Genomic DNA, 26,003 nt, shown 5'->3' with positions numbered 1-26,003 from the left:
ACTAGATTTTGGCTGCTGCCAAAATCCGTAACACTAATTCGGAAAATCCAATGCCTTTGGCTTTCGCAGCCATAGGTACCAAACTCTTTTCTGTCATCCCCGGTACTGTATTGACTTCCAGCAGGTGCCATTGGCCATGGTCGTCACGCATTGCATCAACGCGTCCCCAACCCTCTGCGCCAACGGCTTTAAATGCCTCTTTGGCATAAACTTGCAGCGCTTTTTCATCTTGTTCAGACAAACCGCACGGGCAAAAATACTGTGTTGTTTTCGACTGATACTTAGCCTCATAATCGTAAAATTCATGAGGCGTTTGCATCCGCACCACTGGCAATACTTCGTCGCCCACGATCGCAATGGTAAATTCTTCCCCTTCAATCCAGCGTTCCACCAGTACTTGGGGATCGAATTTCAACGCTTCGCTGACAGCTTCAGACAATTGTGCCGCGGTAGTCGCTTTTGCCATGCCGATGCTAGAGCCTTCGCAGGCTGGTTTGACAATCACAGCACCCGACAGCGCGGATAAAATGTCAGCAGCATCCGCTTCATCTAATGATTCGCTGATGATGTGATAACCCGCTGTTGGCAAATTCATGCTCTGCCAAATTTGCTTGGTGCGGATCTTATCCATTGCTAGTGCAGAGCCCAGCACTCGGCTGCCGGTATACGGCATACCAAGCCACTCTAAAGCACCTTGCATCACACCATCTTCACCGCCGCGCCCATGCAAAGCGATAAACGCGCGGTCAAACCCCTGCTCTTTCAACTGTTGTAAGGGTTGCTCGGCCGGATCAAACAAGTGGGCGTCGACCCCTTCCGAAATCAGCGCGTTATAAACCGCCTGTCCAGATTTAAGGGACACCGGGCGCTCGGCAGAACGACCACCGAGTAACACCGCTACTTTGCCAAACTGCTCTGCGGCAACATTAAGCGTCATGGTCACTTCCTCCGATGCACGCTTTCATGGTTTCAATATCTAATTTAAAGTCGGCTAATCGCTTGGCTAAGGCACCAACGCTGCCCGCGCCTTGGGTTAACACCAGATCGCCATCGGTTAACACATCAGCCAACACTTCTGGTAATTCGTCTGGACCACTCACAAAAACGGGGTCAATTTTGCCACGTTGACGAATGGTCCGACACAGCGCGCGGCTATCGGCACCACTAATGGGCTCTTCCCCTGCGGAATACACTTCCAGCAGTAACAACACATCGGCCTGCGACAACACATCAACAAAGTCTTCATATAAGTCGCGCGTACGGGTATAGCGGTGGGGTTGATACACCAACACTAAACGCTTTTCTGGCCAAGCTTGACGCACGGCAGCCAAGGTCGCGGCAACTTCAGTTGGGTGGTGACCATAATCATCCACCAACAACGCGTTGCCTGCACCGGTATCGAACTCGCCGTATTGTTGAAGCCGGCGGCCAATGCCTTCAAATTTTGTCAGTGCCGCCAAAATATGTTCATCAGCCACGCGTTCATCATGCGCAACAGCAATGGCGGCAAGTGCATTAAGCACGTTGTGGCGGCCAGCCATATTCAAATTGATGCTGAGCGGTGCTAGTTCATTTCGGTGCAAGACAAACTGGCTCGTCGCGCCTTGCTGTTGATAATCGCTAGCGCGAATATCGGCGTCTTCAGAAAAGCCATAGGTCACCACTTGGCGGCCACCTTCAGCAGCAAGTTCTCGCACTACTGGACAGTCGATGCACATCACCACCAGTCCATAAAACGGCAAGTTATGAATAAACTCTCGGAACGTAGCCTTGAGTTGCTCAAAGTCGCCTCCGTAGGTATCCATGTGATCCGCTTCGATATTGGTGATCACCGAAATCATGGGCTGCAAATGCAAAAACGACGCATCACTTTCATCCGCTTCGGCTACCAAATAGCGACTTTTTCCTAATTTTGCATTGGTGCCCGCACTATTAAGCAAGCCACCGATGACGAAGGTCGGATCTAAGCCGGCCTCGGCCAATATGCTGGCAGTTAAACTGGTTGTTGTGGTTTTACCGTGCGTTCCCGCAATGGCAATACCGTGACGAAAGCGCATCAGCTCGGCCAGCATTTCAGCGCGGCGCACCACTGGTACTCGGTTGGCTTGAGCGGCGGCAATCTCTGGATTGCTCGCATCAATTGCAGTAGACACCACAACCACACTTGCACCATCGATATTGGTTGCCGCGTGGCCAATGAATACCGTGACGCCTAATCCTCGCAGACGTGACACCATCGCATTTTCGGCAATATCACTGCCCGTCACTTGGTAGCCTTCACCGGCTAATACTTCGGCAATACCGCCCATGCCAGCACCACCGATGCCAACAAAATGGATTCGCTCAACCCGGCGCATTTCCGGAATTCGAATGGCGGTATTCTGCTCTAAACTCACAACGTTCCTCGATTCGTAACAACTTGTTGGCATAACTCAGCCATGCGCTCAGCAGCATCGACAACAGCGACGCTTCGCGCCGCCTTGGCCATTTCCAGCAATTGTTGTGGCTGCTTCGCTAAATTCTCAATCTGTTCGGCTAGCGTTGCAGCCGACAATTCAGGCTGCGGCATTAACACACCAGCGCCCGCTTGTACTAAAACTTGGGCATTTTTGGTTTGATGATCATCCACTGCATGGGGCAATGGCACCAAAATGGATGCTCTACCAACGGCCGCTAACTCCGATACGGTCAGCGCACCAGCGCGACATACTACCAAATCACACCACTGATACGCTTCATCAATATTGTGAATAAAATCATCGGCGTGATTCGGTTCAATACCAAGCAGCTGATAACGAGCCCGAACCTGTTCGCCATTACCTTTGCCTGCTTGGTGCCAAACCTCTATTGCAGGGCCAGAAGCCAACAATGCCAGCGCTTCTGGCATGCTATCGTTCAGTACTTTGGCGCCCAAACTACCACCCACGACTAATATCCGCAGCGGCCGCTCATCGGCGAATTCTGGCAGTGTCGTGCTGGCTAAATTTGCACGTACTGGGTTACCAACCACATCACCTTCGGCAAATGCGCCGGTAAACGCCATTAATACCCGATCAGCAAACTTCGCCACGTAGCGGTTGGTCATCCCCGCAACGGCATTTTGCTCATGCAAAACAATCGGAATACCAGCCAACTTGGCAGCCAGCGCGCCAGGGCCACTTGCGTAGCCACCCATGCCAATCACAACCTGCGGTTTTAATAACTGCAAAATTCGTTTGGCTTGCCAAATTGCTTTTAAAATTTTGAATGGCGCCGCCAGCTTTCGAACCAAGCCGTTGCCGCGAACACCCTTAATATCAATAAAGTGAATGGGGTAACCGTAACGCGGCACCAAATCCGCTTCCATTCGCTCGGCCGTACCGAGCCAATCAATCTGCCAGCCGTTTTGCTGCAATTGTTCTGCCACGGCTAGCCCAGGGAACACATGTCCCCCCGTTCCACCAGCCATGATCAGCGCACGTTGGGTCATTTGCTTCGCCCCCCCAACGCTTGCACCGATGCCATTTTCATTTCATGGTCGATACGAACTAAAATCGCAATGGCAATACTCAGCGTCACCATGGAGCTTCCGCCATAACTAACCAGCGGTAATGTCAGTCCTTTAGTCGGCAATAACCCGGCACTTGCGCCGATATTGACCACACCTTGGAAACACAGCCAAATGCCTATGCCGCTGGCAAAAAAACCTTCGAAGTAGCGTTCTTTGTTGAGTGCTTCTCGGCCAATAAGCAGGCCGCGAAAAACCACGACCGCAAGCAACATCACCACACCAACGACACCAACGAAGCCCAATTCTTCCGCCAGAATGGCAATCACAAAATCAGTATGCGCTTCTGGTAGATAAGACAGTTTTTGAATGCTATTGCCTAACCCTTCGCCAAACCAACTGCCACGGCCAAATGCCATCAGCGACTGGGTGAGCTGGTAACCGCTACCGAATGGATCGGCCCAAGGATCCCAAAAGCTGGTAACGCGCCGTAATCGGTATGGAGAGAACACAATCAGTAAAACCACAGCCCCAACGCCGCTCATCACCAACGCTGCGAACTGCCACAACTTAGCACCAGCAAGGAATAACATTCCCATGGTCGTCACCAACATCACGATGACGGTTCCCAAATCGGGCTGCAATACAAGTAAAAAGGCGATAACAAAAAATACCGCTAGCGGCTTAATAAAACCTTTGACGTTCTCTCGAACTTCATCGTGCCTGCGCACCAAGTAGCCAGCCAAATAAGAAAAGAAAAACAGTTTAGCCAGCTCTGCGACCTGAATATTAATCGGCCCAAGCGCCAGCCAACGGGTACTACCATTAACTTTTCGCCCAATAATCAACACTGCAAAAAGCAATACAAAGGCAATCAGCAAAAGTAAGGAATTACTTTGTTGCCAGCGGTACATTGGCACATGCATGACAACGCCAGCCACAACGAGTGCTAATCCCAAAAACACGCCATGCCGAATGGCATAGTGGTAAGGGTTGCCGAAATTCTTTTGAGCTTCAGGAATCGATGCCGACATCACCATGACTAAACCAATGGCCATTAAGGCTAACGCGCATGTAATCAAGGTGCCGTCGTATACTGAAGGCGATGCTGACTGCGCAGGTTTGTTGCCTGCGAAGAATTGCCCCCAAGCGGGCCACTGCCATTGTGCGCGCCATTGACTCAGAGCTGCCATCATGAGGACACCTCCTGCGCCAACTCTTTGGCCAATTGCGCAAAGCGTTGACCACGCACCATGTAGTTTGGAAACTGGTCGAGGCTTGCGCATGCTGGTGATAGCAACACCAAGTCGCCACTGCAACTGATGTCGTGGGCCAGCCGAACGGCCTCTTCTAGATCGCTCACTAAACGCGCCTGATGGCGTTTACTCGCCAACTTCACGGCGTCTTTACCAAAACAAATCAGTTCATCAACTTGCTGATTAAGTGCCTGCTTTAAGGTGCAGAAATCCGTGCCTTTGCCGTCTCCACCAGCGAGTAAAATGAGTTTGCCGCGATAACTGCCATTGAGTCCATCGAGTGCAGCTAACGTAGCGCCTTCGTTGGTGGCTTTAGAATCATTAACCCAAGTGACACCATGTTGTTGATAAACAGGTTCACAACGATGTGGCAATCCAGTAAATGTGCGCAACACATTTGCACAAGGCGCTAAATCGTCAACCAGCTCAGCTACACAGGCTAATGCTGCAAGCGCGTTTAATTGATTGTGGCCGCCCAACATCGCCATGTCAGCGCAATTGAATACCGCCGTTGAGCCCTTTAACAACGAGCTATGACGGCCTTCTAAGCCTACGCCCCATTGCTCTTCTGCAATCTGATCCTCTGGCAAATCAAGACCAAAGCTAATCGATTTGCCACTAAACTGATGTGGCTTGGTTCGTTGGTCGTGACGATTCCAAATAGCAACTTTGGCTTGCTGATAAATTCGTGCTTTTGCAGCAGCATAGTGCTCGAAGCTGTCATAACGGTCTAAGTGATCGGCAGAAACATTTAGGTTGCAGGCAACAGTCGCTTGTAATGAGTAGGTGGTTTCAAGCTGGAAGCTCGATAGTTCCATCACAACGACATCTGCATCGCTACCAAACTCATCGAGTACTGGCACTCCGATATTGCCAATCGCTGCGGCTTTAATGCCTGCTGCGTGCAGCATGTCGGCCACTAGTGTGGTAACCGTTGATTTACCATTTGAGCCGGTTATGGCTATGCGCGGGCGCTCGTCGAACAAGCAAAACAATTCCACATCGCCAATTAATTGCGTGCCCGCTTCAGCTGCTTTGGCAATTGCCGGTGTCGCAATCGAAATCCCAGGGCTGACGACTAACACATCACAGCTATTGAGGGCTTCACTATCAAATTCACCCAAATAAACGGTGAGTGACTGCGGCGCCAATGCCAACAATTCACTCGCCGCTTGGGGTAATTGATCCCGACTATCAAACAGCACTGGCTGTTGGCCTTGAGCCAATAGCCAACGAAGCACGGAGCAGCCAGTCTGCCCCATACCTACAATGCCAATTTTGTTAGTCGAAAGTTGCAAATTCATTCCTGTTATAAATCGATTAACGCACTTTGAGCGTTGCCAATCCGATCAGTACCAATATCAGGCTGATAATCCAAAAGCGCACAATAACCCGCGGCTCAGGCCAGCCTTTCAATTCATAATGATGGTGAATTGGCGCCATGCGGAAGATCCGCTCGCCTCGCAGTTTGTAGGAGCCAACCTGTAAGATGACCGACAGGGCTTCCATAACAAACACCCCGCCCATGATCACCAAGACCAGCTCTTGCCGAACCAAAATCGCTAACGTACCGAGCGCGGCGCCAAGCGACAAAGAGCCAACGTCACCCATAAAGACTTGTGCCGGATACGTGTTAAACCATAAAAATCCGAGCCCAGCGCCAACAATCGCGGCGCACACAATCACCAGTTCGGAGGCTTCCGGAATATATGGAATATGTAGATAAGTTGAGAAATTGACGTTGCCGGTGACATACGCGAAGAAACCAAATGCGGCGGCCACCATGACGGTTGGCAAAATCGCTAGGCCATCAAGGCCATCAGTCAGGTTTACCGCGTTGCTGGTACCAACAATCACAAAGTAACTAAGGAGCAGGTACATGGCCCCGAGTTGCGGCATCACATCTTTGAAAAATGGAACCACGAGGAGCGTTTCAGCTTCAAGGTGAGCGGTTTGATACAGGAAGAATGCCGTCACAATCGCCGCAATGGACTGCCAGAAATACTTCCACTTGGCGATTAAACCTTTCGGATCTTTGCGGATCACCTTGCGGTAATCGTCCACCCAACCAATCGCGCCAAACGCAGTAATGACAAAAATCATCACCCAGACATAACGGTTCGATAAATCAGCCCAAAGTAAGGTCGCCAACAAAATTGCCGCGAGGATCAACACCCCGCCCATGGTTGGAGTACCCGACTTGCTAAAGTGAGATTCTGGCCCATCGGTACGCACCGTTTGGCCGATTTGCAAGCGCTGCAAAAATCGAATGACTTTAGGCCCCAACAACAATGCGACAGTCAAGCCGGTCAGAATACTGACAATTACCCGTAACGTCAGATAAGAAAAGACGTTAAACCCGGTATAAAACTGTGTCAGCCAGTCCGCTAGCCACACTAACATGATAATTCCTCTTCGCTGCGCAACCACTGCTGCAGTCTGTCGATCACCCGCTCCATTGCGGCACCTCGCGAGCCTTTCACCAACACGCGCAAGGGCTGCTGTTGTTGTGAAATCCACTCGGTTAGCGCTGCCATAAGCGCGTCTAATTCGTAAAAATGTTCACCATGGCTAGCGCTTGAAGCAAAGCCTTGTTGTGCCACTTCGCTGAGCGAACCTAGGGTGAATAATGCTTGCACGCCTTGTTCACGGGCATAGCTACCGGCATCGTGGTGATGCTGGCGGGCCCAGCCACCCAGCTCGCCCATGTCGCCTAAAATCAGCACAGTTTTTTCTTGTTGGCAGTTTGCTAGCACATCAACTGCCGCCTTTACTGAGGCCAAATTAGCGTTGTAAGTATCATCGATAACCGTCAGTTGTTCGGTCAGAGCCGTGCTATTCAAGCGCCCCTTCACGAACACGCCAGCTTCCAGCACAGTCGCTATCTCAACAATACCGACGCCAGCGGCGTAAGCAGCTGCGCTCGCTGCCAGCGCGTTGTCGATATTGTGCAGGCCAGCCATCGGCAAACACATATCAATAGATTCATGGCCAATGGTTAGCACAAACTGGCTGCTATCCTGTTCAAGCTCGATATGACTTGCACGCACTTGTGCTCTTAAATCTGCTTGCCGCGACCAAGTAATCACTTGCTTCCCTTGCAGCTTGTTTTGCCATTGCGCGGTGTATTTACCGTGCAGATCAAAAATAGCGACGCCTTGAGGGGGTAAGCCGGAAAAAATCTCAAACTTGGCATCGGCAATACCTTGCTCCGATCCAAATCCTTCTAAATGGGCGCTGCCAATATTGGTGATCATGGCAATCGAGGGTTTGACCAAATCAGTGGTGTAAGCAATTTCACCGGCATGGTTTGCGCCCAACTCAATCACAGCATGGGTAACTTGGTGATTGAGTCGCAACAATGTCAGCGGCACCCCGATGTCATTATTGAAATTGCCGTCAGTTGCCAGCACCTGATGATGTCGACCCAGAATGGCCGCCGTCATTTCTTTCACGGTGGTTTTGCCGGCACTGCCAGTTACCGCAATATTTTTGGTTTGGCAGCGCTCGGCAATCAGTCGGCCTAAATCACCTAACGCAAGCTTACTGTCATTGACCACGATTTGTGGCAAGGAACTCTTCACTTGGCGACTCACCAATAAGGCACCCGCCCCAGCTTGTTGCGCTTGGTCGACAAAGTCATGGGCATCAAAACGCTCACCCACCAAAGCAACAAACAGTGCGCCAGATTCAACCTGACGAGTATCCGTTGTGACACTGTTAATCGACTTATCATCGCCAACTAATGTGCCCGCTACAGCGTGACAAATGTCTTTAAGCATCAGCTCAATCATGTCACCGCCTCCAGTAAATTTTGAATCACCTCTCGATCGCTGAAATGGAGCCGTTGCTCGCCGATCAATTGATATTCCTCATGCCCTTTACCAGCAATTAAAATGAGATCTTGCGGCGCTGATTCACGTAACGCTGTTTGTATCGCTTGATGGCGATCGGCCACATCCATGACATTTTGGCTGTTGTTGAAGCCGACCATGATGTCTTTACTAATCGCTTGTTGCTGTTCTGAACGCGGATTGTCGGCGGTCACAATAATCCGATCGGCATATTGCTCAGCCGCCTGCGCCATCAATGGACGTTTGCCTTTATCACGGTCGCCGCCACAACCAAACACAACCCATAATTCTCCGGCACAATGAAAGCGAGCAGCTTGTAACGCCAAAGCCAGCGCATCTGGTGTATGGGCATAGTCAACGATGCACACCGGCATATTGGCTTGTTGAAAACTTTCCATGCGGCCTGCAACCGGGCGCAATGTCGCTAATCCATTGATGAGATCTTCGAGCGGCAAGCCGGCATGTAACAAAGGTCCCAGAGCGGCGAGTAGGTTGCTTAAATTGAATCGCCCAAGCAATGGCACGTACGCGGTGGCATCGCCCCAACTCGAACGTAGAGTCACATCAAAGCCAGTCGCAGCAGGCTTAATGGCATCAAAGTACAGCCACTGACGTTGACGCTGGATCCGCGCGAGATCATTCAAGCCATAAGCAATGGCGCTCGGGCCTAATTCATCTAATAATTTGCTACCAAATTCATCGTCAGCATTGATTGTTGAACTGGCCAGAGTCGGCCAACGGAATAATGCTGATTTGGCTTCACCATAGGCTTCCATCGTGCCGTGGTAATCCAAGTGGTCGCGACTTAAATTGGTGAACACCGCATGTTCAAAGGCAACGCCACCCACACGATTTTGTACCAAACCGTGAGACGAGACTTCCATGCACACCCAATCCGCTTGCTCGGTTCGCAATTGGCTAAGCAGGCGGTGCACGGTCAGGGCATCAGGTGTGGTATTCGGCAAAATGTGCAGCGATGCAGGGTTACCGTAACCCAGTGTGCCAATCACGCCAGCGGTTTGTTCTTTGCCGGTTAGTGCCTGTAGCAATTGGACCATGTAATGGGTCACTGAGGTTTTACCGTTTGTACCGGTCACACCAACGACTGTCGGCGCATTGGCTTGGTTGTTGTAGAAACTCGCAGCCAATTCACCGAGTCGTTCCGGTAACTGAGTCAATTCCACAACAGGCACTTGCCACTGGCTATTAACGTGCACTCGGTCGCCGTCAACGAGCACGGCACTAGCGCCCTGACAGATGGCAGCATTAATAAAGTCGGCGCCGTTTAGCTGATGGCCGCGCAGGGCAACAAAAATATCACCGTGACTAACTTGGCGGCTGTCTAAAACCAAATGACGCGCGGTGACATTGGCAACGCGCGCACTTATTCCCCAGGGTTTGACGATGTCGCGTAATCGCTGACTCATGGCCATATCCCCGCATAGTCTGATGTTTCAGCATCCGGTGGAATATTAAGGTAGTGAAGCGCTCCGGCCATGACGGCAGAAAACACCGGCGCAGCAACATCGCCGCCATAGTATTTGTCGCCAGCAGGCTCATTAATCACCACGGCAATTGCTAGTTTCGGCTGAGATAACGGCGCAACGCCGGCAAAATCGGCCACGTATTCTTCACCATAACCACCTGCGATGGCTTTACGAGCAGTGCCGGTTTTACCAGCAACGCGATACCCGGGTACTCGCGCTTTAGTGCCGGTACCACCTTCTTCAGTGACAGACTCAAGCATCTCAAGTACGGCGGCAACGTGGTGCTTTTCAATCACCCGCTCCCCCGTAGGAGGCTCATTGAGTTTCAAGATAGATAACGGATATTTAATGCCACCCGCGCCGATGACAGCATATGCTCGGGCCAATTGAATGGGCGTAATGGTCATGCCGTAGCCAAATGACAAGGTTGCCAATTCAAAGTCCGACCATTTCCGACGAATCGATAAGTGGCCACTTGATTCTCCGGGTAAAAGCGCATCAGACAGGCTACCGAAGCCAAGTTGAAAGAAGGTTTCAATGAGTTCGTCTGGGCTGGTTTGCAGCGCCATTTTAGTCACGCCAATGTTGCTCGACTTTTGCAACACAGCGCGCACCGTCATATCGCCATAATTTTTACTATCGCGCACTTCTCGGCCACCAATACGCATCCAACCTGGCGACGTTGCAATGACCGAGTCTTGTTCAACAACGCCATTAGCTAAAGCGCCCAACACCACCATTGGCTTCACGGTAGAGCCCGGCTCAAAGGCGTCGGTTACGGCACGGTTACGCATGCGAAACGGATCGCGGTCGCGACGATTATTAGGGTTGAAGGATGGCGTGTTGACCAAGGCCAAAATTTCACCGCTTTCCACATCAATCACCACCACAGAGCCCGATGTGGCGCCATGGTATTCGGTGGCAATCTTTAATTCTCTGTACGCTAATGCTTGAATGCGCTGATCGATCGCCAGTTCAATATCGCCTGGCTGTTCGCGGGCTTCAATAACGCCTAACTCTTCAACAGTGCGCCCTGTTCGGTCTTTACGGATCCGACGTTTTTCAGGGCTGCCATTGAGCCAGTCGTTATAGGTAGCTTCAATGCCTTCAATACCATCGGCATCAATATTAGTCACACCAACAATGTGAGCACTAACTTCGCCTGCAGGGTAAAAGCGGCGAGATTCGTTCTTTAAAAATACACCGGGAAGTTTGAGCTTCTTGACGTAATCCGTTAAGCCAGGGGTGACCTGACGTTTAATGTACATAAAGCGGCGATTTGGCGCGCTTTCAATCTTGCTGATGAGCTTATCGGCATCCAATGACAAAGCATCGGCCAGTGCTGACCAGCGTTGGCGCTTTTGAATGCCCCCCATGTCAGCAATCACTTTTGGATCGACCCACACAGCTTTCACTGGCACGCTTACGGCTAATTCTTCGCCATGACGATCGGTAATGATGCCCCGCTGAACATCACCGGTCTTGGTCCGCAGTGAGCGCATGTCACCTTCACGCTTTAGACGATCCGGTTCAACGATCTGAATGTAAGCCGCTCGTGCTAGCAACATGGCAAACATTAAGCACACCGTCACGATGACCGCATAAAACCGCCAAGGGATCATGGTTGGTTTGAGTTTCCGCTTGGCGTGACCGGGGCGACTCATGGCACCTCCACCAGCGTATTGGCTGAGCGCGAAGGCCGCACCATGCCAAGTTGTTTGGTCGCTTTGCGACTAATGTGGCTGTGTTCAGCCAGTGCGCCTTCTTCCAACCGTAGGTGACGCCATTCAATATCTAATTCGTCGCGTTGCTGTTTTAGCTCATCAAACTGCGCGGTTAACTGCCGATTGTCATACGCCAGACGCACCACCACAAAAGCGCTGGTCAGCACGGCTATCGCCATGCACCAACGTAATTTGTAGCGCATCATGTCACGTAACATGAGCCGCATCAGCAGGGGGTGACTCAAAGCTTCACCCCCTGCTTTTCGGCGATCCTCAGCACCGAGCTGCGCGCACGGCTATTAGTTTCTATTTCCCGGGCTGAGGGTTTAATTGCCTTGCCAATGGCTTTTAACGGTAATGATTGCTTCAATTGATCTTCGGTAAGCGGTAGCCCACGCGGTGGCGGCGTGCCTTTACTGTGATGGCGAATAAACTGCTTCACGATTCGGTCTTCCAACGAATGGAAGCTGATCACCGACAACCGGCCGGTATCGACTAATGCTTCTAAAGCGCCATCAAGGGCTTGTCGAATTTCTTCCAACTCGGAATTAATGTAAATCCGAATGGCCTGAAAACAACGTGTTGCCGGGTGCTTCTTGCGATCGCGAGAAGGGCTTACTCGTCCGATTAAGCCAGCTAATTCAGTGGTTGTGGTGAATGGCGTTTCATCACGATCGGCAACAATCGCTTTAGCGATGCGCCAAGCAAACCGTTCTTCACCAAATTCTTTGAGCACCCAGCTAATTTCGTCAGCTTCTGCTTCTGCTAACCACTCAGCCGCCGAGCGGCCAGAGGTGGGATCCATTCGCATATCGAGTGGGCCGTCACGCATAAAACTAAAACCGCGATCGGCTTGGTCGAGTTGTGGGGAAGAAACGCCGAGGTCAAATAAAATGCCATCAACTTTGCCAAGCAAACCACGTTGTTCCAGATAGGCGAGGATGTGGGAGAACGGACCATGCTGGATAGTGAATCGTGGGTCGTTGATTTGCTTTGCTGTTTCAATAGCTTGAGGATCGCGATCAATCGCAATCAGGCGCCCGTCAGGGCCGAGACGAGACAAAATCTCTCTACTGTGGCCACCGCGTCCAAAGGTCGCGTCCACATAGATACCGTCCTTTTTGATGGCCAACGCATCTACTGCTTCATGCAGAAGTACGGTGACATGCTCCTGACCAGCTGTCATTTATATACTTATGTTTAAAAGGTTATCGCTTAGTGGTTCATCATCGGCAAGCTGTGCTGCCAAATCTTCATCCACCTGGGTTTGCCAGTTTTCGTCGGACCAAATTTCAAATTTGTTGGTTTGCCCGACCAGCGTAATTTGCTTCTCAAGGGCAGCAAACTGGCGCAGCTTGGCGGGAATTAAAAAGCGGCCATTTTTGTCCATATCACAGTCTGTCGCATGACCGATAAGCAAACGCTGCAAACGGCGCTCAGCCGGCTTCATGCTCGATAGACGGCGCAATTGCGCTTCAATGGCTTCCCATTCGGGGAGGGGGTATAGCAGTAGGCAGGACGAGGCGACGTCAATGGTACAAACCAAACGTCCTCCACATTGATTCATCAGCATGTCGCGATAGCGCGAAGGTACGGCTAACCGTCCTTTGCTATCTAAGCTGATTGCACTTGCCCCACGAAACATGATTCACCCTTAGCGTTGATCGATTCCAATAATGCATTAATGAAATGATCCACTTTGATCCACTTTTTCCCACCAGAGCTAGTTTAGGGACTGGCATCAATGAATGTCAAGCTAGGAAACAAGCCATTTTAACCTTGTAAAATGCGGTATTCGGCTAACCGATTGGTATTGAAAAGGAAGTGGGAAATGATGGCGAAAATGTGACTGGCAATGGCTTTCAAGAAGAGTGAAGCTGACCAAATTTTGGCCTTATTTGATCCCAGAGTGGATCAAAGTGGTAACTCGGAGCAGATCACAAATTTTATGATTAATTAACGTACCGCAATTTTAGTGCAACCAATTCGTGCAATTTGCTCTTTTCCACAATCTGCTCTTCTATACTTTGCGCAACGTTCTTGGGAGGTGCTCATGAAGCAATTTGTTTCGTTGCAAACGCTAAAGCAACATTTAGTCGCGGAGCTACCCATGGATGTGGAATTGTCAGCCATCATTCAACAATTGACCGAAAATTCCAGCAGCAACAAAAGTATTCCCGAATCTCATTATCAGATTGATCCTCGCGACGGCACCATTAGCATATTTAGCGCTGCCCGCGCCAAACGCGTTCATACCGTAACCAATGCAGATGAGCAGCCAGCCTCTGATGTCAGCTGCCCCATCTGCGATGGTAAGCTGACCACCGTTTGTCACATCCAACCACTATCCAATGGCGCTAGTTTTATTACCGACAACCTATATCCGGTTGTCACACCTCATGGCCTTAACCCAGACGCCCACCTGCAATTCGGCACCCAATCCTTTATTCGTGGTGGTCATGTATTTGGTGGTCATTTTTTACAATGGACCAGCTCAAACCATGACGACGACTGGCATAACATGCCACTAGCGGATTTGGTGCTCACCATGCAGCAATTAGCCCAATTCGCTCAGAAACTAATGACTGAGGCAGATGTCATGCCCAAAACCGCAGGGTGCCATCATGGTAGCCGCGGCTATATAACCTTGTTTAAAAACTATGGCGCCAAAGCCGGCGCATCGTTGAGCCATGGCCATCAACAATTGGTGTTTGCTAATTTGATGAGCCGGAGCAGCTTTAACAATTGGCGTTTTTACGGTCGCCATATGGAAACCTTCGCGGACTACATGCTGCGGGAAAACCCAAATTCACTTCAGCTATTAGATTTGGGCGACGTCGTGTTGCTCGTGCCTTATTTTATGCACCGCCCCTATACCATGATGGCTTTTATTAAGGACACTGAGTGCAGTCACTTACACCAGCTATCGACGCAACAACTAGAGCAACTTACTGAAGCCATGCAGCTTGCCATTCAAGCGATTCGAAGCGAGTTGACGGACGACGGCAAACCGATAGCCTTTAACGTCACCGTGCACACGGGCCCCGGATGTGGGCTTTACGTGGAATTTTTGCCGCGAGCCGACACCATGGGTGGTTTAGAGTTACAAGGCTGTTGGGTATGCCAAGCACTACCAGCCGACTGCTATGACAAATTGAACAAGCGTATTCAGATGTTGAGGGTTCGTTCAAACGACTCATGTTGAGTATGGCTAGAAAAACAAAGCATAAAAAAACGCCTGCAATGCAGGCGTTTTTATTTCAATCGCTAACCTAAATTATTTTTTAGGGTGAACCTCAACACGACGGTTCAAAGCGCGATTATCACTGGTGTCATTGCTAACGGCTGGATCGTCCATGCCGTAACCGTGCACATCGAGTTTGCCCTCGGATACACCTTCTGACACTAAGATTGCTCGGGCATTACCTGCTCGGCGTTGTGACAAGCGCTCGTTATAGGCTTTAGAACCAACGGAGTCGGTGTAGCCTGCAACTTCCAGCATAGGAACATTCGTCGCTTTAGCTGCTCGAGCGATACAAGATAATATCATTTGCCCTTCGCCGGAGATCTCAGCAGAATCAAAGGCAAACAATACCGGAGCGGCTTTCACCATTTGGTTGTCAGTTACCGTCAGGTAAGGCTTACATTCTTCCGGAATATTGGCCGGAATAATCAATGGGCAGCCTTTGTCGTCAACTTTTATGCCTGCAGGAGTGTTCGGACAATCGTCCATGTGATCCGGTACGCCGTCACCATCAGTATCAAGTGGGCAACCATCGCGATCCACTTCTACGCCCTCTGGTGTTGCTGGGCATTGATCAAACTCGTCTGGCACGCCATCACGGTCTTCATCAGCAGGATCACAGATCAAAGCACCGGCAATCGCGCCAGCAACGGCACCCGCAGGTGCAGCAGCACCAGCCATACCAGCACCAGCTGCAGCACCACCAGCGGCACCACCTGCTAATGCACAAAATCCAATGTTTTCTCCAGGGTTGTCCCGATTGGTCGCGCAACCACTAAGCATCACTGCCGCGAAAGCAACAATCGCTATGATTTTTTTCGCATTCATACAAATTCATCCTCTAAGTGTGTATCGCTTCCTTAAATCCTGATGAGGAAGCCCTAGCCTTTTGATGTTGACCATTTTTTTGTTGTCAGGTCATCCACCATAAAAAGTAGGTGACAAATCATTGTCATGCCAACTTTTATACTCGCTTTATTAGCCAAAAATCCTTTTCCACCAAGGCTTCTGAGCATCAGCCTCTGGCGTCATTTTTTTGGCGCACCTAATTTGCAACAATTCTGCCTTAACATCAAATGGTAATGTTCGCTCTGCTGGGCAACCGGCTTCATAAACTTTGCCGCTCACATCGACCGGTAAAAATTCAATATCTGCGGGCGCCGCCAGTTGCAGTGGCAGCGCGCTGCGCTGATGCAGGTAATGGCGATAGAGTTGCATGGCCGCTTGGCTGCCAGTTAGGTTGATGGGTTGATTGTCATCCCGCCCAACCCAAATCACCACCACTTCCCGGCCATCGCTGGCGACAAACCAAGCATCTCGATAATCATTGGAAGTGCCGGTTTTAGCTGCTAGGTGGGCACCTGGAAAACGTTGATTTAACGAACGGGCAGTCCCTTCAGCCACCACTTGCTGCATGCCATACATCACCAGAAACGCATGGCTCGGATCGATAATTTGCTGACGATAAGGTTGCCGAACAGAACGCCAATTGCCGCCCGTCAATTGCGCGCCTTGAATCAAATGAAGTGGCTGGTAGCTACCTTGATTGGCCAAGGTGTTAAAGATTTGAGCGACTTGCCACGGTGACATTGAAATACTACCGAGCAGATCTGACGGATACAGGCCTTTCACCTCTTCGCCAATAAGCGACGTTAACAATTGTTCAATCGACTCAAGGCCGATGGACATGCCTAAATTAACAAAGGGCACGTTCAGAGATTTCGACAGCGCATCAATACTTGCAACACTGCCGCGGTATTTTTTGTCAAAGTTCTGCGGCTGCCAACGTTTACCCGTTGAACTGCGCATTGAAACCGGCCGGTCATTAAGCGGCGTAGCCAAGTTCATGGTTGATTTTTGCTGAAATCCAGCGAGCAAAATCACCGGTTTTAGCAATGAGCCAATAGGCCGACGAGCTTCCATCACGCGATTGTAGCCAGGATATTCTGGCTGGCAATCGCTTACCAAGGCCCTGACCGCTCCGCTTGTGACATCGACAGCAATCATCGCCAGCTGCAACTGTTCAACGGCATACGCCGCTTCCAGCTCAGCGATACCATCACGAGCCGCTTGCTCCATGGCTTGTTGTGATAACGGATCGATGCTTGTGGCAATGGCCGTTAAACGCCCCTGATACCGTCCAGAGATCCACTGCTGCATTTCCGAGCGCACACTGCGCACAATGGCTGGTCGCTGTTTCAATTGCAGTTCACGTTTATTAACCACCGCCACAGGCCGGCTACTGATACGCTGATATAACTCGATATCGAGTTGTTCACGTTGTAACAGCATGCGCAAAATCAGATCGCGACGCTCGGCTAGTGTTTCAGGACGACGCCATGGATTGTACAAGCTAGGCCCTTTGATCATGGCAACCAGCGCCACCTGCTGCTCCAAATTCAGTTCAGCAAGCGACCGACCAAAATAGAATTCACTAGCCGTAGCAAAGCCGTGGATAGCGGTGGCGCCTTGCTGGCCCATATAGATTTCATTGATGTAGGCTTCAAGAATTTGAGCTTTGCTATAGCGCCATTCCATCAGCAGCGCGAGCAAGGCTTCATTGATTTTGCGGACCAAACTACGCTGGCGAGTGAGAAGCAAGTTCTTGGCTAGTTGTTGCGTTAACGTACTGCCACCTTGCACCGTTTGACCAGCTTGCAGGTTGGCTATCAGCGCGCGACCAATAGCGATTGGGTTCACCCCCCAATGCTGATAAAAGTTACGGTCTTCGACCATCAACAACAGCTCGATGAGTTGTTCCGGTATTTGTTGTAAGTCAACCCAAATGCGATCTTCGCGAGTGCCCGCCCAGATTTTATCGAGTTCAACCGGCGCCAATTCAACCGACGCCAAAACCTGATTCGCATGATGCAAACTAACCACCTGATCACCATCGAATCGCGCATCCACAACGAGCGCCTTATGGCCAGCTCGATCGTCGAGTTGAAAGCGAAGATGCTCTGCCCGGCGGTAAAAACGAGTCAAATCAGGTTGTGCAGTGACTTGTGCTGCTTGGTTGACACGCTGATAGCCAAGGGCGAGTAGCTCGGCTTGTAGCTCATCGGCAGATAAGCGAGCACCGGCTTTAATGATTAACGGGCGAGCCTGAATAGATAGTGCATGGGGTTGGTAAAGCTCAGCGAATGCTTGTTGCAGTTTACTATCGAGATAGACGGCGTAAGCCACCAGCAATGCCATGCCTGCAAAGGCTATTTTTGCCAGCCATTTCAGCCATGAGTCACCACCCATTAAGCGCTCCCGCCACTTCATAAAAGCCCTCGTACACGACCAAAGATTGCAGGCATCACCGGCTTGAATACCGCTTGGAAAAGCGACCAGGCCGCGGAATCCTTATCTGGGCTGAAGTTCGGCACGCTAAATATCTCGCAAACAAAATGAACTAAACGCCATCACGGCTCGTATCACAAACACAACTCGACGCTTAAGGAGCGTGTGATGATTTTGATAGACGGCGATCATAATGCCATTGAACTGGAATTCCAGCTAATGGAACAGCAGTTAGTCAATAAATCTCAATCAGCAGCCAAAGACCGAGCCGCAGAAGTAGACGCTGCAAGCGAAGTCGGCGCGCTCCTACCAGGTAATATTGAACCGGTCGATTACAAATAGATTGGGCATTAAAAAAGGCTCCACGCAGGGAGCCTTTTTTAGCTAAAAACCGAGGCCTTATTCGATAGGCTCTGGCTTACTCAACTCGATTTTTGAGAAAGTAACTTGCACGTAATCGCCATTGGCTTTGTCGGTTTCCCAGTCGCCGGTACCCGGGCAAGCGGCATACCAAAAACCTGGATCGTCTTTGGTGCTGCACTGATTGTAAGCGCCTGCTTTAAAGAACAAGGTGTCGCCAGAGTATCCGTGCGGGTGATCATCAGGGTTGACCTCTCCGTAAGCATCCACGTTATCGGTCAAATTAATGGTGAATTCCACAGGCTCTTTGCCTTCGGCGGTAAACGTCAACTTCATGACATTTTCATACACGTTCACCACGTAGCTAATTTCGTCGCCTAGAGCTAAACCGCTCGCACCAGGATCAGCTGAATTACCCCAGTCGTTACCCCATACAACATGGGAAATATCACGACGCTTGGGGTTTTCTTTTTCTAAGTTCAGTTCGTAATTCCAAAACACCGAGCCGGTGTCATGGTGAGGCCACTTTTTATAGTAAATTTTCAGCGGTTCATTGCCCCAGCCATAACCCTCACCTTGGGCAACTAGCTCGGCATCTTTACCCGCATGAATTTGGCCAATGACCACTGAGTAAGCTGGGTTTTTATCGGCATATTTTGCATTTTCCGATACATGGTCCACCTTCAGCGTGGCTTCCATTCGGCCACCAATCGCCGCAAAGGCTTCTGGCGTTGGGTGCGCGGCTAAACCAAAGTTGTTAGCCGGATCATAGGTATCAATACTGGTATCGGTGCCGCGGTACATCTGGTGTAATTCGCTGCGCGTATTGCTTGAGTTGGCCGTGGTGATGGCCTTGTTTGGCGCTGCAAACACTAAGTTGCCATCGCTATTTAGGTAGAAGTAATCTGGGTGGCTGTAAGATTGCAACTCAGCCACATCAATTTCATCCACTTTACCATCGCCATCAACATCCGTTGGTACCGCGATTTTCCAATGGCTTAAATCGAATTTATCGGCAGGTAGCGCAACCTCAACTACAGGCACTTCGGCTTTTGGTTGGACTGCCGAATTTGCAGTTTGCTCAGCACTTTTTTGTCCACCGCATGCTGCCAGAGAAAGCGTCGCCACGGTTAACAGAGATGTTGATAAAGGTTTCATAATGATCCTGATTTGTTATTTTCGATAGCTCCGTTATAGAGGCCAATACTGACCGGAGCCTGAACAGCCAGAATTTAACAGTTACCGGCCCCATTGTATTGTTGAGAAGGTGACCCTAGTCTGATTTTTTGGACTGACGAAGTAGAATTTAGCCGCGAACAAGTGCGCTGCTTACATAACAATCAGCCTCGGCGGCGGAGAGCTGAATCGCTCCCCAAGTCTTCTTATAAATGACGTTTGGTTTTACGCGTTGGTAACGTATTGGCCGGATCATCAGGCCATAAGTGTTTCGGGTAGCGCCCTTTCATTTCTTTTTGAACCTCTCGATACGAGCCCTGCCAAAACTGCGGTAAGTTCTGTGTTAATTGCAGCGGTCGCTTGGCGGGAGACAGCAGCTCAAAGGTCAGCGGACATCGCCCGTCGGCTAATAAAACCTGATCATTGCAACCATACATTTCTTGCATCGGCACCGAGATTTTAGCGCCAGCATCGGCATCATATTGAATGGCAACAAGTCGCCCTAAAGGTGTTTCAAACTGGGTTGGCAGGCTTTTATCGAGTAACTGTGCTTGCTGGAAACCTAAATATGCCCGCAGCGCTGGCAGCGCATCAAATTGCTTGAGTGCTTTGTGGCTTCGCATTCCAGCCAAGTACGGCAACAACCAGTGTTCGAGTGTCGCCAGCAATGATGGTTCATCAAAATCGGGCCAATCTTTAGAGCCTGCTAACTGCCAACGTTTGGCAAGCGTAACGCGCTGACAAAAGTTGGCAATGGCCGGTGTCCACTGAAGAACCCGTAAGCCTTTTCGCTTCACCCAGCCGCACAGGGCTTGCTCAATTTGATGATCATTAATCGCGGTCAATGGCTCACTCGTTAGGGTCAATCGCCCTAGTTTTCGCAACCGCCGGCCAATCACCTTGGCTTTGTCGTCGTCCCAATTCACTTGCTCCGCCGACTCAATAAAGTTACCGAGCTTCTGCTCAATCAAGTCAGGGCTAATTTCAACCGCCGCGCGCACCCAGCTATCCGCATGAAACTCGCTCAACTGATGTTGCAACACCAGTAACCAGTTGGCATTTTGCAGCGCATCGTCCGTCGGTAATTGCACGCCAACACCATCGCTAGTGGCATAGGTGCTCTGTTGGCGGCGTTTGGCCACGCGATCAGGAAAAGCCTGTAATAAGAGTTCGACGAGGCCTTGGGTGTGCAGCTTTGTCGGCCACTGTTGGCCACCCGCTCGTTTAAACCATTGCTTGGCTTGTTGCAGTTGTTGACGTTTGCCTGACGAACTAGCCGCCTCCACTCGCCTTATAAATTCACAGCTTCGTTGGTTGGTTTTATCTTCCAACAGCGCTGCACTGAGGCAGGCACTGGCTAATAACTCATCGCCTTCGGCACTAGCTAACACCAGCAAATGCGCTAGCCGTGGCGCTAAACCTAATTGACTCATAGCACGGCCATGAGCATTAATGGCACCCGTTGAATCAACGGCCTTCAACCAACGGAGTTGCTCTTTGGCATGTTGCCAATGCCCGCTATTGGGGGGAGTCAGCCAGGTTAACTGGTCAAGCTCGGAGACTCCCCATTGCGCCAACTCCACCGCCAGTTGAGTCAATTCGGCGTAATGGACTTCCGGCACAATATTAGGTTCAAAGCTCTGTTGTTGCTGCTCACTCCAAAGGCGATAGCAATGGCCCTCTGCAACACGACCTGCCCGGCCTGCGCGCTGTTGTGCAGAGGCACGACTGATTTGCTTAGTCTGCAAGCGGCCGGCATTGGCACTGCTCACAAATCGCATCGTGCGCTCAAAGCCACTATCAACCACGGTACGAACCCGCGGCAGAGTAATCGAAGTTTCGGCAATATTGGTTGCGACAATAACCCGCCGTTTAGCGCCCGGATGAAAAATTTTCTGCTGCTCACTGGGCGACAGGTCACCGTATAGGGGCATCCAATCAAACGTATTCGCAAGCTCTGGCGTTTCCTGAGCCCACTGCAATAACTGCTGGATCTCACGAAATCCGGGCACAAAAACCAACACATCGCCTTCGGGTTGCTCTTGCGTCGCTTGTTTTAACAATGAAAAGCATTGGGGTAGCCAAGCTTGTTTCGGATCGCGCATGCGATAATGAAGATGAACAGGAAACTGTCGCCCTTCAGAGCTAATCAGGCGTGCCTCGGGCAAACAACGTTTAAAGTCTTCAATTTCGAGCGTCGCTGACATCAACAGCAGCCGCAAATCATCACGCAATCCTTGCTGAGCATCTAGGCACAACGCGAACGCCAAATCGGCTTGCAGATTACGTTCGTGGCACTCATCAAAAATCACTAAGTCGTAATCGGTTAACTCAGGATCATGCTGCAGCAGGCGGGTCAAAATACCTTCGGTCACCACCATTAACTGTGTTGCGGCGGAGCGTTTTTGCTGTTGGCGGATCTGGTAACCCACTCGTTGGCCAATGGGCTCGCCTAATTGCGACGCCATATATTGTGCCACCGACATTGCCGCCAGCCGTCTCGGCTCAAGCATGAGCATCCGTTTATTGGCAAATGCAGGGTGTTGCAACAGTAGTAACGGCAACAGCGTTGACTTACCAGAGCCGGTAGGTGCCGTAAGAATGACGTCTTGTGATGAAGTCAGCAAAGCACTCGCCACTTCATCGGCAATATCAAAGACTGGAAGTTGTTGATTCATAATTGCTGATTGGTTTAATCAAGCAGACAGTTTAGGGGCCTAACTCGAAAAAGTCACCGCTGAGGTTAGCGCTTAATAAATACTGAATATTCGGCAACATTATCGCGCTGACAGGCACATTTACATTGACGCGCCGCATTTGCCTCTTATAATCGGAGTTGCTTGATTTTCTGCCTGATATTTATGCAACAAACTGCGATGGATCGTTGGCGTACCAAATGATGGACCCTTTCGCCCTTCGTAAATTGAAAGTAAGTAGCAAGAGCAACAATTCCAGCACCAAGCCATCTTAGGCACAAATTTTATCGAAGAGTTAAAGGACATCCTCATGTCAGAGATCAAAACCGGCACCGTCAAGTGGTTCAACGAATCTAAAGGCTTCGGCTTCATCGAGCAAGAAGGCGGCCCAGACGTTTTCGCTCATTTCAGCGCAATCAAAGGCACTGGCTTCAAAACTTTGGCCGAAGGGCAAAAAGTTCAGTTCACAGTGACTCAAGGCCAGAAAGGTCCTCAAGCTGAGAACATCGAAGCACTGTAATCAAATACTGTGCTAGTAGCTTCGTGAAGCTGCTAACTACAAAAAACGAGATCAACGCGATCTCGTTTTTTTATGCCTAACATTCGGTAACTGATACTGCATTGAGCGATACTCGATGAGTCTACTGCCTATCACTAGTTTGAGTGGCATACACTAGGTTTTCGATAAATCGCGGTTTGGAATAATCATGAAAATAACTTTTTCCGGTGTGATTGCTGGTATGGCCATCGCTTTTGTTTGCTTTGTCGGCGCCAGCCGCATTGCCGTTGACAGCTTGGTGTCTGGTGTTGGCACCAGTCAGGTCGAGTCACTGATGAAAAACATCCGTCACACACTAACCCTGAAACAAGCGTTAGATAATCAACAACTCGATCAGGCTCATCAAATTATCGTGACGGACTTGGCTCGGGATTTAGATGAATTACGAGGCTTTCGCTCTTATGCTTCCGACGCTCGCAAACAGGAAATTGATCAAGCCTTTGTCAATCTTGCTCACTATCGCCAAAGCCTGACCGCGGGTACTAACAGCGCAGTGGCTCGCAGCAGCTGGCAAGCACAAGATATTGAAGCGCTCTTAGGCCCAATCGAACAGGCTTTAAAACAGCAAAACGAACGCGCCTCGCAGCCAGATTAATCCATGGCTGAGCGCTTATTTGTTGCCTTGCCGCTACCGCCCACAATTAGGCGGCAAGTAGCGCGTTGGCAAAGGGCTTATCAGCCTTTGCACGCCAAACCAGTCCCGGCGGATAACCTGCATCTCACATTGGCATTTTTAGGCTCATGTGACGCCCGTGTAAAACAGCAAGTGTGCGAGCAGTTATCGTCAATTGCGTTGCCTAGCTGGTGCCAAGAATTGTCTCAAACAGGTTGGTTTGCCAAGCCGAAGATTGGTTATTTAGCACCTCAGCAAACGGCCGCAGCCTTGCAGACACTGGCGAGTCAGGTTCAACAACGCATGCAGCAACTGGGGATGGTGTTACCCGAGCATGATTTTATTCCCCATGTCAGCGTCTTTCGCCATTTTCAACACGGTCATTCATGGCGCGCTAGCCACAGCGGCACACAACCTCACGTCAACGCGATGTCATGGCCCGTCACTGAGTTTTGCTTGTATCAATCTTGCAATGATAGATACAAGGTATTACACCGTTGGCCGTTAACCGAATCATCCACTAATCGCCCCTGAAGAGCCGTTAATGAACCAAGATTTTACGCCCGCTACATTAGTTAAACGCTATAAACGCTTCCTTGCCGATGTCATTTTGGCTGATGGCTCCGAGCTTACCGTCCACTGCCCCAATACCGGCTCGATGAAAAATTGCGGCAGCCCCGGCGATAGAGTGTGGCTCAGCCGCTCCGACAATCCGAAACGCAAATACGCTTATACATGGGAGTTGACCGAAAATGCCGCCGGTGACTTTATTTGCATCAACACTCAGCGGGCAAACCCTTTAGTAGCCACCGCGATTGCCGCAGAGAAAATTGAGGCATTGGCTGGTTATGACTCGTTACAACGGGAAGTGCGCTATGGCGAAAATAGCCGCATTGATATTTTTTTAAGTAACGGCAACCAGGCGAATGCTTACGTTGAAATCAAATCTTGTACGTTGCTGGAGCAAGACGGCATTGGCTATTTTCCTGATGCGGTTACAACGCGAGGACAAAAGCACTTACAAGAACTAATGACCGTGGCGGCAAACGGTCAACGCGCCGTATTAGTATTTGCCGTTATGCACACCGGCATCAGCCACGTACAAGCAGCCGCTCATATTGATGCAAAATATGCAGCCTTATTGGCGCAAGCCATCACCAACGGCGTCGAGGTTTACTGCTGTTACGCTCAAATTTCGCCACAACAATTAGCCTTTGATCACATTAAACAGCTTAACGCCAGCGAATAAAATTTAGTTCAGCTTGGGTTCATCCTGACTCGTCAACACTGGCTTCATCGACGAACTTGTTAACGGTGGGCCAAAAAATGATTAACTTTTCCAAACTGTCACGTGCTGTCTTAGCGATTGTTGCTGCGATGTCGATTGCTTTCTCTGTTTATTCAGTGGGTCATGAGGTTGCAGTAACGTCAGCACCTTCGCTGTTGAGTGCAGGTTAACGACTAGTTTTTAACGACCGGTAATCAACCTGTTACAATTTAAATCGCAAACCGACGGGTTGGTGCGTTCGGTGAACTCATCAACCCAACCAGCCAACGTCTGGCGTAACTAGAAACCCGCTCGACAATTGACGGGCATCAATAACTCGTCCATTAGCGCCACTGGTTCGAGCTCTTGCCGTAAATCTGCAATCTATCCTTTAGCTGTGGTGATCACCTCATGTTAATAAAATGCGATTGCGGGCGAGGCTGTATTTTGCTATAGATAGCGCCCTATTGCTCTGGTAGCAGCCAGAGATGTTGTTGGATTTGAAGGGGTATGTAACATGCCAGAAACCAAAAAAGCCAGTTCACTGGGCGTGTTAGCTCTGGCTGGCGTGAAGCCTTACCAGCTTGGTGCTGATGAAGAATATATGAATGAAGCGCAGTTGGCTCACTTCCGCAAGATTTTAGAAGCGTGGCGTAATCAACTTCGTGAAGAAGTCGACCGCACCATGTCTCACATGCAGGATGAAGCGGCCAACTTCCCAGATCCGGTTGACCGAGCGGCTCAGGAAGAAGAGTTCAGCTTAGAATTGCGAACCCGCGATCGCGAGCGCAAATTGATCAAGAAGATCGAAAAGACGCTGCAATTTATTGAAGAAGACGACTTCGGCTACTGCGACACGTGCGGTATTGAAATCGGCATTCGCCGTTTAGAAGCTCGCCCGACTGCCGATCAGTGCATTGACTGCAAAACACTGGCAGAAATTAAAGAAAAGCAGTTGGTTGGCTAACGTACCGATCACACAGCGATATCGG

General features: G+C 50.3%; 24 protein-coding genes. 8 read left to right on the top strand and 16 right to left on the bottom strand.

Features of this window, described 5'->3' with window-relative positions; all coding sequences use genetic code 11:
- Position 1: 1 nt before the first annotated feature.
- The 12 genes from K0504_RS00700 to mraZ are packed head-to-tail and all read right to left on the bottom strand — an operon-like array spanning position 2 to position 13,453.
- Positions 2 to 937, bottom strand: coding sequence for a D-alanine--D-alanine ligase (locus K0504_RS00700; RefSeq protein ID WP_220102219.1), 936 nt, complete (start codon positions 935 to 937; stop codon positions 2 to 4).
- A complete protein-coding gene (gene murC, locus K0504_RS00695) occupies positions 927 to 2,429 on the bottom strand; it encodes a UDP-N-acetylmuramate--L-alanine ligase (RefSeq protein ID WP_220102218.1) in 1,503 nt (500 codons plus the stop codon). The genes K0504_RS00700 and murC overlap by 11 nt, the downstream gene beginning before the upstream one ends.
- Positions 2,393 to 3,469, bottom strand: a complete 1,077-nt coding sequence (murG, locus tag K0504_RS00690) for an undecaprenyldiphospho-muramoylpentapeptide beta-N-acetylglucosaminyltransferase (protein ID WP_220102217.1) — start codon at positions 3,467 to 3,469, stop codon at positions 2,393 to 2,395. The genes murC and murG overlap by 37 nt, the downstream gene beginning before the upstream one ends.
- A complete protein-coding gene (gene ftsW / locus K0504_RS00685; protein WP_220102433.1) occupies positions 3,466 to 4,680 on the bottom strand; it encodes a cell division protein FtsW in 1,215 nt (404 codons plus the stop codon). The genes murG and ftsW overlap by 4 nt, the downstream gene beginning before the upstream one ends.
- Positions 4,680 to 6,041: a UDP-N-acetylmuramoyl-L-alanine--D-glutamate ligase gene (murD, locus tag K0504_RS00680; RefSeq protein ID WP_220102216.1), complete on the bottom strand. Its 1,362-nt coding sequence runs from the start codon at positions 6,039 to 6,041 to the stop codon at positions 4,680 to 4,682. The genes ftsW and murD overlap by 1 nt, the downstream gene beginning before the upstream one ends.
- A 22-nt stretch (positions 6,042 to 6,063) precedes the next feature.
- A complete protein-coding gene (mraY, locus tag K0504_RS00675; protein ID WP_220102215.1) occupies positions 6,064 to 7,146 on the bottom strand; it encodes a phospho-N-acetylmuramoyl-pentapeptide-transferase in 1,083 nt (360 codons plus the stop codon).
- On the bottom strand, positions 7,140 to 8,537 hold the full coding sequence (locus K0504_RS00670; protein ID WP_220102214.1) for a UDP-N-acetylmuramoyl-tripeptide--D-alanyl-D-alanine ligase: 1,398 nt from the start codon (positions 8,535 to 8,537) through the stop codon (positions 7,140 to 7,142). Before K0504_RS00670 ends, mraY begins: the two co-directional genes overlap by 7 nt.
- Positions 8,534 to 10,024, bottom strand: a complete 1,491-nt coding sequence (murE, locus tag K0504_RS00665) for a UDP-N-acetylmuramoyl-L-alanyl-D-glutamate--2,6-diaminopimelate ligase (protein ID WP_220102213.1) — start codon at positions 10,022 to 10,024, stop codon at positions 8,534 to 8,536. The genes K0504_RS00670 and murE overlap by 4 nt, the downstream gene beginning before the upstream one ends.
- Positions 10,021 to 11,748 carry a penicillin-binding transpeptidase domain-containing protein gene (locus tag K0504_RS00660; protein ID WP_220102212.1) on the bottom strand — a complete coding sequence of 576 codons (1,728 nt, stop codon included), beginning with the start codon at positions 11,746 to 11,748 and terminating at the stop codon, positions 10,021 to 10,023. Before K0504_RS00660 ends, murE begins: the two co-directional genes overlap by 4 nt.
- Entirely contained in the window at positions 11,745 to 12,053 is a 309-nt protein-coding gene (gene ftsL, locus K0504_RS00655; RefSeq protein WP_220102211.1) for a cell division protein FtsL, read from the bottom strand. The genes K0504_RS00660 and ftsL overlap by 4 nt, the downstream gene beginning before the upstream one ends.
- Complete coding sequence (rsmH, locus tag K0504_RS00650) at positions 12,050 to 12,994, bottom strand: 16S rRNA (cytosine(1402)-N(4))-methyltransferase RsmH (protein WP_220102210.1); 945 nt, start codon at positions 12,992 to 12,994, stop codon at positions 12,050 to 12,052. Before rsmH ends, ftsL begins: the two co-directional genes overlap by 4 nt.
- Positions 12,995 to 13,453 (bottom strand): division/cell wall cluster transcriptional repressor MraZ, encoded by a 459-nt coding sequence (gene mraZ / locus K0504_RS00645; protein WP_220102209.1) that lies wholly within the window; start codon positions 13,451 to 13,453, stop codon positions 12,995 to 12,997. It lies immediately after the preceding gene.
- A 408-nt stretch (positions 13,454 to 13,861) separates the two neighbouring features.
- Between mraZ and K0504_RS00640 the strand changes: the two genes are divergently transcribed.
- Positions 13,862 to 15,013 carry a hypothetical protein gene (locus K0504_RS00640; protein WP_220102208.1) on the top strand — a complete coding sequence of 384 codons (1,152 nt, stop codon included), beginning with the start codon at positions 13,862 to 13,864 and terminating at the stop codon, positions 15,011 to 15,013.
- Between the two features lie 72 nt (positions 15,014 to 15,085).
- Here K0504_RS00640 and K0504_RS00635 read toward each other — a convergent pair whose 3' ends face one another.
- Positions 15,086 to 15,880, bottom strand: coding sequence for an OmpA family protein (locus K0504_RS00635; RefSeq protein ID WP_220102207.1), 795 nt, complete (start codon positions 15,878 to 15,880; stop codon positions 15,086 to 15,088).
- 150 nt (positions 15,881 to 16,030) lie between these two features.
- The gene (gene mrcB, locus K0504_RS00630; protein WP_220102206.1) at positions 16,031 to 18,322 is read right to left on the bottom strand and encodes a penicillin-binding protein 1B; all 2,292 of its coding nucleotides are present in this window, start codon (positions 18,320 to 18,322) and stop codon (positions 16,031 to 16,033) included.
- Between the two features lie 186 nt (positions 18,323 to 18,508).
- Between mrcB and K0504_RS00625 the strand changes: the two genes are divergently transcribed.
- Positions 18,509 to 18,682, top strand: a complete 174-nt coding sequence (locus K0504_RS00625) for a hypothetical protein (protein ID WP_220102205.1) — start codon at positions 18,509 to 18,511, stop codon at positions 18,680 to 18,682.
- 57 nt (positions 18,683 to 18,739) lie between these two features.
- Here K0504_RS00625 and K0504_RS00620 read toward each other — a convergent pair whose 3' ends face one another.
- Together K0504_RS00620 and hrpB are read right to left on the bottom strand one after the other, a co-directional pair.
- Entirely contained in the window at positions 18,740 to 19,858 is a 1,119-nt protein-coding gene (locus K0504_RS00620; protein ID WP_220102204.1) for a polysaccharide lyase family 7 protein, read from the bottom strand.
- Positions 19,859 to 20,082: 224 nt separating this feature from the next.
- On the bottom strand, positions 20,083 to 22,554 hold the full coding sequence (gene hrpB, locus K0504_RS00615) for an ATP-dependent helicase HrpB (RefSeq protein ID WP_220102203.1): 2,472 nt from the start codon (positions 22,552 to 22,554) through the stop codon (positions 20,083 to 20,085).
- A 328-nt stretch (positions 22,555 to 22,882) separates the two neighbouring features.
- Between hrpB and K0504_RS00610 the strand changes: the two genes are divergently transcribed.
- From K0504_RS00610 to dksA, 6 genes are all read left to right on the top strand, one after another.
- Entirely contained in the window at positions 22,883 to 23,092 is a 210-nt protein-coding gene (locus K0504_RS00610; protein WP_087505494.1) for a cold-shock protein, read from the top strand.
- Between the two features lie 187 nt (positions 23,093 to 23,279).
- Positions 23,280 to 23,726, top strand: coding sequence for a hypothetical protein (locus K0504_RS00605; protein WP_220102202.1), 447 nt, complete (start codon positions 23,280 to 23,282; stop codon positions 23,724 to 23,726).
- Positions 23,727 to 23,729: 3 nt separating this feature from the next.
- Complete coding sequence (gene thpR, locus K0504_RS00600) at positions 23,730 to 24,278, top strand: RNA 2',3'-cyclic phosphodiesterase (RefSeq protein ID WP_220102201.1); 549 nt, start codon at positions 23,730 to 23,732, stop codon at positions 24,276 to 24,278.
- A 10-nt stretch (positions 24,279 to 24,288) separates the two neighbouring features.
- A complete protein-coding gene (gene sfsA / locus K0504_RS00595) occupies positions 24,289 to 24,993 on the top strand; it encodes a DNA/RNA nuclease SfsA (protein ID WP_220102200.1) in 705 nt (234 codons plus the stop codon).
- 77 nt (positions 24,994 to 25,070) lie between these two features.
- Positions 25,071 to 25,202, top strand: a complete 132-nt coding sequence (locus tag K0504_RS18455) for a hypothetical protein (protein ID WP_264082948.1) — start codon at positions 25,071 to 25,073, stop codon at positions 25,200 to 25,202.
- 326 nt (positions 25,203 to 25,528) lie between these two features.
- Positions 25,529 to 25,978, top strand: a complete 450-nt coding sequence (dksA, locus tag K0504_RS00590; protein WP_220102199.1) for an RNA polymerase-binding protein DksA — start codon at positions 25,529 to 25,531, stop codon at positions 25,976 to 25,978.
- Positions 25,979 to 26,003: the final 25 nt, after the last annotated feature.

Source organism: Neiella holothuriorum, from assembly GCF_019457915.1.
In the GTDB taxonomy this organism is placed as follows: domain Bacteria; phylum Pseudomonadota; class Gammaproteobacteria; order Enterobacterales; family Neiellaceae; genus Neiella; species Neiella holothuriorum.
This window is presented reverse-complemented; position numbering and strand designations above follow the sequence as displayed.

Excerpts from the sequence above, each read along its gene's own strand:
- K0504_RS00700 (WP_220102219.1), bottom strand. The coding sequence starts at position 937 with ATGACGCTTAATGTTGCCGCAGAGCAGTTTGGCAAAGTAGCGGTGTTA.
- murC (WP_220102218.1), bottom strand. The coding sequence starts at position 2,429 with ATGCCAACAAGTTGTTACGAATCGAGGAACGTTGTGAGTTTAGAGCAG.
- murG (WP_220102217.1), bottom strand. The coding sequence starts at position 3,469 with ATGACCCAACGTGCGCTGATCATGGCTGGTGGAACGGGGGGACATGTG.
- ftsW (WP_220102433.1), bottom strand. The coding sequence starts at position 4,680 with ATGGCAGCTCTGAGTCAATGGCGCGCACAATGGCAGTGGCCCGCTTGG.
- mraY (WP_220102215.1), bottom strand. The coding sequence starts at position 7,146 with ATGTTAGTGTGGCTAGCGGACTGGCTGACACAGTTTTATACCGGGTTT.
- K0504_RS00670 (WP_220102214.1), bottom strand. The coding sequence starts at position 8,537 with ATGATTGAGCTGATGCTTAAAGACATTTGTCACGCTGTAGCGGGCACA.
- murE (WP_220102213.1), bottom strand. The coding sequence starts at position 10,024 with ATGAGTCAGCGATTACGCGACATCGTCAAACCCTGGGGAATAAGTGCG.
- K0504_RS00660 (WP_220102212.1), bottom strand. The coding sequence starts at position 11,748 with ATGAGTCGCCCCGGTCACGCCAAGCGGAAACTCAAACCAACCATGATC.
- rsmH (WP_220102210.1), bottom strand. The coding sequence starts at position 12,994 with ATGACAGCTGGTCAGGAGCATGTCACCGTACTTCTGCATGAAGCAGTA.
- mraZ (WP_220102209.1), bottom strand. The coding sequence starts at position 13,453 with ATGTTTCGTGGGGCAAGTGCAATCAGCTTAGATAGCAAAGGACGGTTA.
- K0504_RS00640 (WP_220102208.1), top strand. The coding sequence starts at position 13,862 with ATGAAGCAATTTGTTTCGTTGCAAACGCTAAAGCAACATTTAGTCGCG.
- K0504_RS00635 (WP_220102207.1), bottom strand. The coding sequence starts at position 15,880 with ATGAATGCGAAAAAAATCATAGCGATTGTTGCTTTCGCGGCAGTGATG.
- mrcB (WP_220102206.1), bottom strand. The coding sequence starts at position 18,322 with ATGAAGTGGCGGGAGCGCTTAATGGGTGGTGACTCATGGCTGAAATGG.
- K0504_RS00625 (WP_220102205.1), top strand. The coding sequence starts at position 18,509 with ATGATTTTGATAGACGGCGATCATAATGCCATTGAACTGGAATTCCAG.
- K0504_RS00620 (WP_220102204.1), bottom strand. The coding sequence starts at position 19,858 with ATGAAACCTTTATCAACATCTCTGTTAACCGTGGCGACGCTTTCTCTG.
- hrpB (WP_220102203.1), bottom strand. The coding sequence starts at position 22,554 with ATGAATCAACAACTTCCAGTCTTTGATATTGCCGATGAAGTGGCGAGT.
- K0504_RS00610 (WP_087505494.1), top strand. The coding sequence starts at position 22,883 with ATGTCAGAGATCAAAACCGGCACCGTCAAGTGGTTCAACGAATCTAAA.
- K0504_RS00605 (WP_220102202.1), top strand. The coding sequence starts at position 23,280 with ATGAAAATAACTTTTTCCGGTGTGATTGCTGGTATGGCCATCGCTTTT.
- thpR (WP_220102201.1), top strand. The coding sequence starts at position 23,730 with ATGGCTGAGCGCTTATTTGTTGCCTTGCCGCTACCGCCCACAATTAGG.
- sfsA (WP_220102200.1), top strand. The coding sequence starts at position 24,289 with ATGAACCAAGATTTTACGCCCGCTACATTAGTTAAACGCTATAAACGC.
- K0504_RS18455 (WP_264082948.1), top strand. The coding sequence starts at position 25,071 with ATGATTAACTTTTCCAAACTGTCACGTGCTGTCTTAGCGATTGTTGCT.
- dksA (WP_220102199.1), top strand. The coding sequence starts at position 25,529 with ATGCCAGAAACCAAAAAAGCCAGTTCACTGGGCGTGTTAGCTCTGGCT.